This window comes from Glutamicibacter sp. (genome assembly GCF_050701915.1).
Taxonomy (GTDB): Bacteria; Actinomycetota; Actinomycetes; order Actinomycetales; family Micrococcaceae; genus Glutamicibacter.
Window position 1 is genome coordinate 1 of record NZ_JBOGEG010000059.1, and the last position, 10,307, is coordinate 10,307.

Sequence of the window (10,307 nt, forward strand, 5' to 3'; positions counted from 1 at the left end):
GGGCCGGCACCGTGGTGCCGGCCCTCCGCCTTTGATCCGGGCCAGCCTAGTTCGCTGGGCGCATGTCTCCGGTCTGCCGGAAGCGCTCATGCCAGGACAGGGCCTCGCCCAGCAGGTGCGGGGTGTGCTTGCCGTAGCTTTCCTTGCACGCACGGTCGAAGTAGTCCTGCAGCATCGGGCGGTACTCCGGGTGCGCGCAGTTATCGATCACGAGCTGCGCACGCTGCTTTGGCGACAGTCCGCGCAGGTCGGCCAGGCCCTGTTCGGTAATCAGGATCATGGTGTCGTGCTCGGTGTGGTCCACATGCGAAGCAAAAGGAACGATGCCCGAGATCTTGCCGCCCTTGGCGGTCGACGGGGACATGAACACCGACAGGTAGCCGTTGCGCGCGAAGTCGCCCGAGCCGCCGATGCCGTTCATCACGTGCGAGCCCAGCACGTTGGTGGAGTTCACGTTGCCGTAGATATCGGCCTCGATCATGCCGTTCAGGGCAATGCAGCCCAGCCGGCGGATGATCTCCGGGTGGTTGGAGATCTCCTGGGCACGTAGCAGGATGCGCTCGCGGTAGTGGTCGACGTTGCGGTTGAATTCCTCGATGCCCTCCGAAGACAGCGAGAAGCTGGTGGCAGAGGCGAACTCGATGGTGCCGTCCTTGATCAGCTCCAGCATTCCGTCCTGGATGACCTCGGTATAGGCGGTCAGGCCCTTGTAGCCGCCACGGGACAGGCCCGCCAGCACTGCGTTGGCGATATTGCCCACGCCCGACTGCAGCGGCAGCAGCTTCTCGGACAGGCGTCCGGCGCGGATCTCGGAATCCAGGAAGGTCAGCAGGTGATCCGCAATCTTCTCGCTGGTCGCATCCACAGGCGCGAATGGGCTCAGGCGGTCTGGTGCGTCGGTTTCCACGACGGCGACGATCTTGTTGACGTCGACGTCCATGTACTGCTGGCCAATGCGGTCACGCACGGTGGTCAGGTCGATCGGCTTGCGGTGCGGAGGGAGTGCGGTGCCGTAGTAGACATCGTGCATGCCTTCCATGGCCGCGGACTGCTGGGCATTGACCTCGATGATGATCTTGTCGGCCATCTCCAGCCAGGTCTTGTTGTTGCCCACCGAGCTGGAAGGAATCAAGTCGCCCTCGGCGGTGACGCCGACAACCTCGACGATGGCCAGGTCGATCTTGCCGTAGAAGCCGAACCAGGCGTGCTGGGCAACGTGGGACAGGTGGATGTCCATGTATTCCATGTTGCCGTCATTGATGCGGCGGCGCAGCTCAGGGTCGGACATGTATGGCAGGCGCAGGTTCATGCCCTCGGCCTTGGCCAGCACGCCATCAAGCTCAGGGGCGGTGGAAGCGCCGGTAAGCACGTTGATCTTGAAGTCCTTGCCTGCAGCGTGCTGGCGCTCCATCTGCGCAGCCAGTGCCCCAGGCACGGCCTTCGGGTATCCTGCACCGGTAAAGCCGCTCATGGCTACAGTCATGCCTGGCTTAATGAACTCTGCAGCCTGCTCGGCGCTCATCAAGCGATCAGCAAAGGCCCGGTGGTGAATACGTTCGTGCAAAATAACCCCTTCAGAACTTCCTTGTGACACAGGTCTATAACCCGCATCTCACCGGAATACTTTAGCTGGTCGGCGCAGTGATTCAGACCTCACTGTGCGCGTCTGAGCGATGGGTGGCATATTTATCGACGAGGTGCGCTCTATTTGCGTTGACCGGTCGGAAAGGAGTGGCGGCTTGGCAGTGATTGCCGGGAACTAGAATCGCTAGCCAAGTTCGGCGTGCGTGTCCTCGCGGATCGCTTTTACTTGCAGGCGGGCACCCATGGCTTCGGCGTAGCGGCGCAAAGTGGCCAGCTGGACACGGTCCAGGTCGCCGGTCTCCATGCGGGCAATGCGGTCTACGCTCAGCTTCAGCGCGGTGGCAAGTTCGACTTGGCTCAGCTCCGCTTCCTCGCGCAGCGCACGCAACGACAGGCGCCGGGACTCGCTTTGGACACGGCGCTGATGCTCTGCCACAGCTTCGCGTTGCGCCTCGGTCAATGCTTCAGGATCGGCATACGCAAAACCCATTTGTTCCACCGTTTCTCTCGATCGTGCCGGCTTTGGACGTACTCATCTTCGAGGCTACGAGCCTGCGAAGCCAATGCCAACGATTAAGACGCGCCTTGCGCGAGACGATCTGGTGAATTATGCGCAAACCCGCGGTGGCTCCACGGAACGGGCGGCCAGAAGTGCCGTGGGTGGTACTGGTCCTGGAACAGGAGCATCGGCCAGCGGTCGGCGGTCGGCGGTCGGCGGGAAATGGCGCCATGGGGGCCAAGGATTTACCAAAATGCTCCCAAAAGTGGATTGCGCATCGGCAACCGCGAACCTACATTTAAATCGACTCCCGCTTAGGAGCCCTCTGCGATGAATGTTGGAGGTATTTGCAATGAAGAAATGGACTCGGTGGCAAGACTGGGTCGGCGTCGCGGCAGGTATTGCGGCCGCAGTTTCAACCACGTGGCTTGACGGAACCAGCACCTCGATGATGCTGATGGTGGCTTTCGGCCTGCTCATGGTGATCACCGGCGTCTGGAGCGTCATGATGCCGCGCCTGGTTTCAATGGAATGGGCACTGACCATCGCCAGCGCCTTGCTATTCGCCTCGCCGTGGATGGGATCGTATTCGGATTCCGCCGGCATCGCCTGGATGTCGTGGATCTGCGGTGGCGTCGGCGTCGTTGCCGGCCTGCTCGCGCTCGCCCCTGCCATGGAGATGCGCCATGCAACTGGCGGATCCCGGATGGCGCACTGAGAAACTGTAATTCCGATCGGTGGCTGCGATGCCAATGCATCGTGGCTATCAGCCGCTAACCCCGGTGCCCAGCGGACGCACCTCAAGCAACGGCTGGCCCCAAGGCGCTAGCCGACTGGACGGCGGGTTAACGCCAAGAGGCGGCGCACACTCCTTGCGGAGCGCACGCCACCTCTTGAACAGAAGCTGAGTCTAGAAGACTTACTTCTTGGCAGCAGCTACAACCTGCAGGCGCAGGTTTGCAAGAACGTCAGCGTGAACGCGAACGGTTGCGGTGTAGTTGCCAGTCGACTTGATCTGGTCGTTGACCTCGATGTTGCGCTTGTCGATCTTACCCAGACCGGCAGCCTCTACGGCAGCAGCAATTTCGGTGGTCTTGACGGTGCCGAACAGGCGACCGTTCGAGCCAGCCTTCATGGTGATCTTCACCGGCTGGGACTTCAGCTTAGCTGCAAGTGCCTGAGCATCCTCAAGGTTTGCAACGGCGCGAGCAGCACGTGCAGCCTTGATCGACTCCACCTGCTTCTCACCGCCCTGGGTCCAGACGATTGCGAAGCCGCGTGGCAGCAGGTAGTTACGGGCGTAGCCGTTCTTTACCTCGACAATATCGCCAGCAGCACCGAGACCGGATACTTCGTGAGTCAGAATGATCTTTGCCATTTTGCTATCCCTCTTCCTTAGCCGCGGCCAGCGCCGGAGTAAGGCAACAGGGCTACTTCACGTGCGTTCTTGATAGCCTGTGCGATCTTGCGCTGTTCCTGAACGGAAACGCCAGTTACACGACGAGCGCGGATCTTACCGCGGTCGGAGATGAACTTGCGCAGCAGTGCGGTGTCCTTGTAGTCGATGACAGTGATGTCAGCGGCCTTCAATGGGTTGGACTTTGGTTTGGGCTTACGGATTTCAGCCTTAGCCATCGTGGAGCTCCTTAGCTTTGGAGCCCGCAGAGTGATCTGCGGGATGGTGAATAAATATTGTTTAGAAAGGTGGTTCGTCTGCGCCTGGGTTGCCCCAGCCGCCACCGTTGTTTCCGCCGGTGCTCCATGGGTCTGCGGCTGGAGCATTCCATCCGCCACCCTGCTGAGGCTGCTGCTGACGCGGCGCCTGAGCTGGTGCACTTTGCTGCGGTGCGTTGGAGAAGCCTCCACCACCGTTGCCGAAGCCACCGTTGCCACCGCCGGAGCGCTGGGTACGGGTGACCTTGGCGGACGCGAAACGGAGCGATGGGCCGATTTCATCGACTTCAAGCTCCATGACGGTGCGACGTTCGCCTTCCTTGGTGTCGTAAGAACGTGAACGCAGGCGACCCTGGGCGATGACACGCATGCCCTTAGTCAGCGTTTCAGCAACGTTCTCTGCAGCTTCGCGCCAAACCGATGCGCGCAAGAACAGGGCTTCCCCGTCCTTCCACTCATTGGACTGGCGGTCAAAGGTGCGAGGAGTCGAAGCGATCGTAAAGTTCGCTACGGCTGAACCGGACGGCGTGAAACGCAGCTCCGGATCGGCAGTCAGGTTTCCGATAACGGTAATAACAGTCTCGCCTGCCATTGACTCTCCTTAGAAAGATTGAACGTTAATTCCTACGACGGAAGGTTGCGCGTAATTAAACGCGTGCCTCTTCCGGACGGGTGACCTTGTGGCGCAGGATCAGCTCGTTGATCTTCAGCTGGCGCTCAAGCTCAGCGGAAGCGGCTGGTTCTGCGGTGTAGTTCACCACTACGTAAGTGGCTTCTGCCTTCTTCTTGATCTCGTAGGACATCTTGCGACGACCCCAGACATCAACCTTTTCGATAGTGCCACCGTTGGAGCGGACAACCTCGAGGTACTTCTCGATGGTTGGCTCTACGGTGCGGTCATCGACCTCTGGATCAATGAGGACCATAAGTTCATAAGCACGCATGTGAACCCACCTCCTTTGGGCTAAACGGTCGCGGTATTTCCGCAACAGGAGGTTCTTGCGTTATCTGTGCACCAGACGCCCAACTTTCGGGCATGCAGTGGCACAGACCTTCCAATCCTACCCGAGAGACCCGAACTTGCATAAGCCTTGGTGTCCTAAATCATGCTGGGCTACTTGGAATCCAGGGCGGCCTCGATCCTTTCGCCAAAGATCGGAGCCAAGGTGCGCATGTAGGTATCGCTGATGTGGTGCTTGTCCCGGTAGACCAAGACATTTCCCACCACTGCCGGGCAGGTTCCATCCATGCAGAAATAGTCGCTGAAGTCGAGCACTTCGACGCGCGGTTCCAGTTCAGCGGCCCGCTTGGTGGCATCGCCCATTTCATAGGCTCCCTTTTCCGGGAAGGCGCACTTGTCCGGGTTCTGCACGTTTTCTTCCACGCAGTCGCGCGCATAGGAATCCTGCGGTGGCCGCGGGGTGTCCACAATGGCATAGACCGGCAGGCCGGCGTCTTCAAGCGCGGACCACGTCGAAGCCAGACCCTGTGCTGCGTCAGTGGTGTAGGTGGCTCCTCCCCAGTTCGCGGTGATCACCGCGTTGATGTCATCGCGCGCAGTCAAAGCTTCCATGGTCTGATCGATGGCTTCTTCGCAATTGATGCTGCCGTCCCGATCCGCCTTGCGTTGGGCATCGGAGAACGGGCAGGAATTCTTCAGGTAGGTCACTACTTTCCAGCCCTTGCTTTGGGCGTACCCGCTGACGGCCTCGAACCAGTGGGCTGCGTGGGAATCTCCTACCAAGGCCACGGTGTAGCTGGCGTCCTCGCTGCCAAATTCGCATTCCTTGATCTGTGTGGACTTTGGCTCTTGGACGCAATCTCCCAGTTCGGGCTGGTCTTCGGCGGCCGTCGCAGGAACCGGTACGACCTGGCGATGGCCATCAAGGTACGCAGGTGCGCCCTGGCCAACGGAGGCCGCGCCAAAACCAGTTGGCGGGTTTTGCATCATCGCGCCCAGCTCACGCTGCTCTTGACCCACAAGATGCTGCTGCATGGCGCCTGGCAATAGCGCGATGGACGCTGCCAGCCCGACCATCGCCGCCCCGGCAAGCAAGGAGCGGGCAGGCGAGGTGGCCATGGGGCGGAAGTGGCGTACGGGAGTTTCGACCCACTTCAAGCTAGCCCAAGCCAAGAGCAGGGACCCGGCCAGCAACGCCAGTGATTGCAATGGTTCCGGGTTGCCGCCAGCCAGTTCGATGAAGAATACGATCAGCGGCCAGTGCCACAGATACAACGAATACGAGGCGAGGCCGACCCATTGAACGGGAGCCCAGTTCACCAGTGGGTGCAGGGAACCAGGGCCTCGCGTGCTGCCCGCTCCGATCACCACGGCACAGCCAAGAACCGGGATGGCCGCTGCAATCCCCGGGAAGACTGTTTTGGCGTTGTAGTTGAATGCCGCGAAGCAGATCGCTGCCAACGCCGCGAGCACGGCAAGGTTTCTCATCTGCCAGCTGGTCGCCCATGATGGAAGCTTCAAGGCGCCGTTGGCGTGCGCCTGGACTGCCAAGGCCAGCAGTCCACCGACGGCCAGTTCCCAGATGCGGGTGGTGGTGATGAAGTATCCGGCGCTATTGCCTGAGTAACCGGCATAGGCCGAGTATCCCAGCGACAAAAGTGCGGTGGCTCCGAAAAGGATCCAGAGCATGCGGCGCCGCGGGGCAAATCCATCGCCATTTATAGCGCCCGCATTCGGTTTGACCACCAGGCAGACGGCCAAAACCAGCAACGGCCAGAAAAGGTAGAACTGCTCCTCCACTCCCAGGGACCAGAAGTGCTGCAACGGCCCGGGTGCTTGATCCGAAGCTAGGTAATCGACGGAGTCGGCGGCGAGCACCCAGTTCTGCACCGAGAAGGCAGAGGCGATGGCTTGGGTGCCCAGGGCACCCCACTGGGTTTTAGGAAGGATCAGGAAACTTGCTATGACAACTACCAGGATCACCAGCATGGCAGCCGGGAGGATTCTTCGCGCTCGGCCGGCAAAGAAGGCTGGGAGGCTGACCCGGCCGGTGCGTTCGGCTTCACGCAGCAGATGCGAGGTAATCAGGAAGCCCGAGATGACGAAGAAGATGTCAACGCCGATATATCCGCCTGGAACTGCGGATGGCTCAAGATGGTAGGCAACGACCAGCAGAACCGCCAAGGCGCGGAGCGCTTGGATCTCCGGACGGAAATTCTTGACCTGCAGGGAATTCGAACTCATAGTCATTGATCAGACCAGCAGGGGGTAAACAGCAGGTTATCAATGGGCAACAGGCGGTCTAACGACCCGTGGGAACCTCATGAGCGGCCCCTCGGTTTCCTCTTCGCTGCATGGCCCTAGCTCAGTAGTTTCCGATTTGCCGTAGACAGCGGGTATTTGGCGTCAAGTTTGGAATCGAGGCTCAACCGGAAAACAGCTTCAAGCAGCAGTTGCCCCACGCCCCAGTACACCGGGATCAGCAACCAGATGTACCAGCCAAAGTTGCCGGTGGTTGCCAGGATGACCGTGCCGAAGGTGACCAGGATGCCCAGCCCGCGGAACACGGCCAGGATCCCCTTGGTTACCGAATCCCGACGTTCTTGATCCGCCTGGGCCCGCGCTTCAAGCCCATCCACGGCCTCGGAGAACTTCGGAGTTTGAACGCTTCTGAACAGGTCCCCAACCGGCACATCCAAGGCTTTGGCGACCAGCGAGATAGTCTCCAAGCTCGCGTCATTTCCGGCTTCAAGCCGTTGGACCGTTCTGACAGTGATGCCACTTTCTGCGGCTAGACGTTCTTGAGTCCAGCCCTTAACGCGGCGAAGCTCTGCAATCCGTGATTCATTCATGCCACTTACGCTAGCCAATGGCGCCCCGAAATCACCACGACATCCACGTGACAGTTACCCGACTGCAACACGACAGCGGTCCTGAACCAACGCTGGCCTGCTACGAAGAAGTATTCCTGGCGGCGACTATCTCAGCTCCATTAAGATTTACGCTGTTGCTTTTCACGGATCAAATCCAGTGCCAGCACCGAGCCGATCACTGCTTGGCGTTGCTGTGCGTTGATGTTTTCCGCCAAGCGCAAGGCGTAGGTTGACTTGCCAAGCAATGCGTTGCCCATCCCGGACCATTCTCGGGTCACGGTTCCCAGAACCCCGCCGGGACCGGTGATCTGGAAGTCGAAGTCCCAGATGCTACCCAGTAATTCGAGCTCTTCGCCCAGCATCGAGATGGAGACCCTAGTTTTGAAGAAGGTGATCCTCTTGACCAGGCTGGCCAGCGGGGCAGCGTTGCCATCAAGGATTTCAAAACGATCACGGCCCATGGTCATCGTGTCCTTGACTATGACAACCGGATTGCCTGGTCCATCAAAGACGGTAAGTTCGCGAGCCCCAACGAACATGCGGCCCAGCGCGCTTCCGCCGGTATCCACGTGGGCAATCTGCATCCCAGAAGAATCAAGAATCGCGAAGTCGTTCTTCGAGATGTTCTTCGTCTGCTGGAAGATCAACGTGTTCTGGTTGAGGATCGTCATGGTGCCGATTATGCCACCGATTAGGCGCAGCGTGCGAAGGATCCCCCGGGGAGGCGAAAAGCCAGCCCGCAGGCCGGCTTTTCGCGTTGGCCTAGCTAGGCTCCGAAGAACTCACGAGAGACCTTGGAAAGATACCAAGGGTCATCAACGCCGCACATCTCGCGGGCCGAGTGCATGGACAGCAGCGCGACGCCCACATCCAGGGTGCGGATGCCCAGTCGGGTCGCGGTCAGTGGTCCAATGGTGGAACCGCACGGTACGCGGTTATTGGACACGAACTCCTGGTAAGGAACTCCCGCAGCCTCGCACCAGTTGGCGAATGCGGCAGCACCCACCGCATCGGTGGCATAACGCTGGTTAGCGTTGATCTTCAGCAACGGGCCGGCATTTAGCTGCGGGCGGTTGGCAGGGTCGTGGCGCTCTGGATAGTTCGGGTGAACCGCGTGACCAGCATCGGCAGACAGGCATACCGAATTCGACAGGGCGCGAGCGGTGTCTTCAACTCCGGCATCCATGGATTCCTGTATGCGGTTGATCAGCTCTTCCAGGAATGGGCCACAAGCGCCCGAGCGCGAGGAGGAACCCAGTTCTTCGTGGTCGAAGGCAGCAAGCATGGCAATGCGGTTGCCTGCTGGCTTGCGGGAATGGCCAGTCAGCGCAATCAGGCCTGCATGCACCGAAGAGAGGTTATCCAGGCGGGAGCTGGCGAAGAAGTTCTTGCCCTCGCCAAAGACCTCGCCGCGCTGCGCTGGAGCGGTCAGGATGTCGTAGCCGGCTACCTGGGCGGGGTCGACACCTGCAGACTTCGCCAGGATCGCCAGAATGTCGGCATCCGCCAGATCGCCGGCGCCAAAGATTGGATTGGTGTGGGTCTGCTTATCCAGGGTCAAACCCTCATTTACCTGGCGGTCCAGGTGGATCGCCAGCTGCGGGATGCGCAGGATTGGTTCGGTCTGGGCCAGGTGCTCGGAACCGTCCTTGAGCACCAATCGGCCGGCGAGCACCAGTTCGCGGTCCAGCCAGGAGTTCAACAGCGGTCCGCCGTAGACTTCAACGCCTGCCTGCCACCAGCCGTTGGAGCCAGTGGTTGGCTTCGGCTTGAGCTTGAAGCCCGGCGAGTCGGTGTGGGCACCGAGGATATGGAATCCGCTGGTCGCAGTGGCAGCTTCTGGCTGCACCCATGCGATGATCGCACCGTCGCGGACCACGTAGTAGGAACCTGGGACCAGGTTCCATGCCTGCTTTTCGTCCAGACCGGTGAATCCAACAGCGTCCAAACGCTTCGCGGCCGAGGCTGCGGCGTGGTAGCTCGATGGTGAGGTTGCGACGTATTCGGCCAGATCTGCAATGTGGGCCATTGCTGCGGCTTGTGCCATGGCTGGTTACTCACTTCTTTCTGTCAAGAGATGTTTGTCAGACGGTTCTTCAGGTTTCGGTTCCCGCCTGAAAAGTCGAGTTGCCTCCCAGCTTAGTAGCCTGAACCACATTTGCTGATGTCCTGCTGAGCCTCCGGCCTCTCTGGCAACCTGGCGGACACCCCTATCCAGGTCTTGACTTGGTGCCTAGCTCTCGACGAAGCTGAAAGCAGTCCCGGAGACAAGGAAAGCGAGTTCATCATGGCTACGGCTGATCGAACACCAGAGCAAAACAACATTCCAGCAGAATCACGCGAGGACGAATTGGAGACCACCGTACCGATGGATTCCAAGGTCCAACGGGCAAAACCTGCCGGTGCAGATAAGCTCCCAGCCACCAAGTTGGGTCGTATCTGGACCGCTACTATCTTCGGCCTGCTCGTGCTGATCTTGCTGATCATCTTCATTGCCCAGAATCAGGAGCAGGTGACCCTCAACTACTTCGCGTATCAGGGCCAGGTCAACCTCGGGCTGGCATTATTCTTTGCCGCTATTGGTGGCGCCCTAGTGGTCGCGATCGCCGGGGTGGCCCGCGTGATACAGCTGCGCTCTACTGCGAAGAAACAGCGCAAGGCCAATAAGCGCTAGAAAGCTTCATGGCCGCCGTGTGAAACCCTAATGGGTTTCACA

Annotated in this window: 12 protein-coding genes; 2 read left to right on the forward strand and 10 right to left on the reverse strand. The window is 59.8% G+C overall.

What is annotated here, in order from left to right:
* Nucleotides 1-46: 46 nt before the first annotated feature.
* Both ACRDT3_RS18610 and ACRDT3_RS18615 read right to left on the reverse strand, forming a co-directional pair.
* The gene (locus ACRDT3_RS18610; RefSeq protein ID WP_431494407.1) at nt 47-1,564 is read right to left on the reverse strand and encodes an acetyl-CoA hydrolase/transferase family protein; all 1,518 of its coding nucleotides are present in this window, start codon (nt 1,562-1,564) and stop codon (nt 47-49) included.
* Nucleotides 1,565-1,768: 204 nt separating this feature from the next.
* The gene (locus ACRDT3_RS18615; RefSeq protein WP_431494408.1) at nt 1,769-2,074 is read right to left on the reverse strand and encodes a helix-turn-helix domain-containing protein; all 306 of its coding nucleotides are present in this window, start codon (nt 2,072-2,074) and stop codon (nt 1,769-1,771) included.
* 361 nt (nt 2,075-2,435) lie between these two features.
* Between ACRDT3_RS18615 and ACRDT3_RS18620 the strand changes: the two genes are divergently transcribed.
* Nucleotides 2,436-2,801, forward strand: a complete 366-nt coding sequence (locus tag ACRDT3_RS18620; RefSeq protein ID WP_431494409.1) for an SPW repeat domain-containing protein — start codon at nt 2,436-2,438, stop codon at nt 2,799-2,801.
* A gap of 201 nt (nt 2,802-3,002) precedes the next feature.
* Here the strand turns inward: ACRDT3_RS18620 and rplI are convergent, their stop codons facing one another.
* The 8 genes from rplI to ACRDT3_RS18660 form a co-directional block, all read right to left on the reverse strand.
* Nucleotides 3,003-3,461 carry a 50S ribosomal protein L9 gene (gene rplI / locus ACRDT3_RS18625; RefSeq protein ID WP_105656588.1) on the reverse strand — a complete coding sequence of 153 codons (459 nt, stop codon included), beginning with the start codon at nt 3,459-3,461 and terminating at the stop codon, nt 3,003-3,005.
* Between the two features lie 17 nt (nt 3,462-3,478).
* Nucleotides 3,479-3,718: a 30S ribosomal protein S18 gene (gene rpsR, locus ACRDT3_RS18630; RefSeq protein WP_013350683.1), complete on the reverse strand. Its 240-nt coding sequence runs from the start codon at nt 3,716-3,718 to the stop codon at nt 3,479-3,481.
* A 61-nt stretch (nt 3,719-3,779) separates the two neighbouring features.
* The gene (locus ACRDT3_RS18635) at nt 3,780-4,349 is read right to left on the reverse strand and encodes a single-stranded DNA-binding protein (RefSeq protein ID WP_013350684.1); all 570 of its coding nucleotides are present in this window, start codon (nt 4,347-4,349) and stop codon (nt 3,780-3,782) included.
* Nucleotides 4,350-4,404: 55 nt separating this feature from the next.
* The gene (gene rpsF / locus ACRDT3_RS18640) at nt 4,405-4,701 is read right to left on the reverse strand and encodes a 30S ribosomal protein S6 (protein WP_060703203.1); all 297 of its coding nucleotides are present in this window, start codon (nt 4,699-4,701) and stop codon (nt 4,405-4,407) included.
* Nucleotides 4,702-4,871: 170 nt separating this feature from the next.
* Nucleotides 4,872-6,962, reverse strand: coding sequence for an acyltransferase family protein (locus tag ACRDT3_RS18645; protein ID WP_431494410.1), 2,091 nt, complete (start codon nt 6,960-6,962; stop codon nt 4,872-4,874).
* Nucleotides 6,963-7,078: 116 nt separating this feature from the next.
* Nucleotides 7,079-7,570: a helix-turn-helix domain-containing protein gene (locus ACRDT3_RS18650; RefSeq protein ID WP_431494411.1), complete on the reverse strand. Its 492-nt coding sequence runs from the start codon at nt 7,568-7,570 to the stop codon at nt 7,079-7,081.
* Between the two features lie 140 nt (nt 7,571-7,710).
* Nucleotides 7,711-8,262: an LURP-one-related/scramblase family protein gene (locus ACRDT3_RS18655; protein ID WP_431494412.1), complete on the reverse strand. Its 552-nt coding sequence runs from the start codon at nt 8,260-8,262 to the stop codon at nt 7,711-7,713.
* Nucleotides 8,263-8,357: 95 nt separating this feature from the next.
* A complete protein-coding gene (locus ACRDT3_RS18660; RefSeq protein WP_431494413.1) occupies nt 8,358-9,638 on the reverse strand; it encodes a M18 family aminopeptidase in 1,281 nt (426 codons plus the stop codon).
* A 240-nt stretch (nt 9,639-9,878) separates the two neighbouring features.
* Here ACRDT3_RS18660 and ACRDT3_RS18665 point away from each other — a divergent pair, with 240 nt between their 5' ends.
* Nucleotides 9,879-10,265 (forward strand): LapA family protein, encoded by a 387-nt coding sequence (locus ACRDT3_RS18665; protein ID WP_431494414.1) that lies wholly within the window; start codon nt 9,879-9,881, stop codon nt 10,263-10,265.
* Nucleotides 10,266-10,307: the final 42 nt, after the last annotated feature.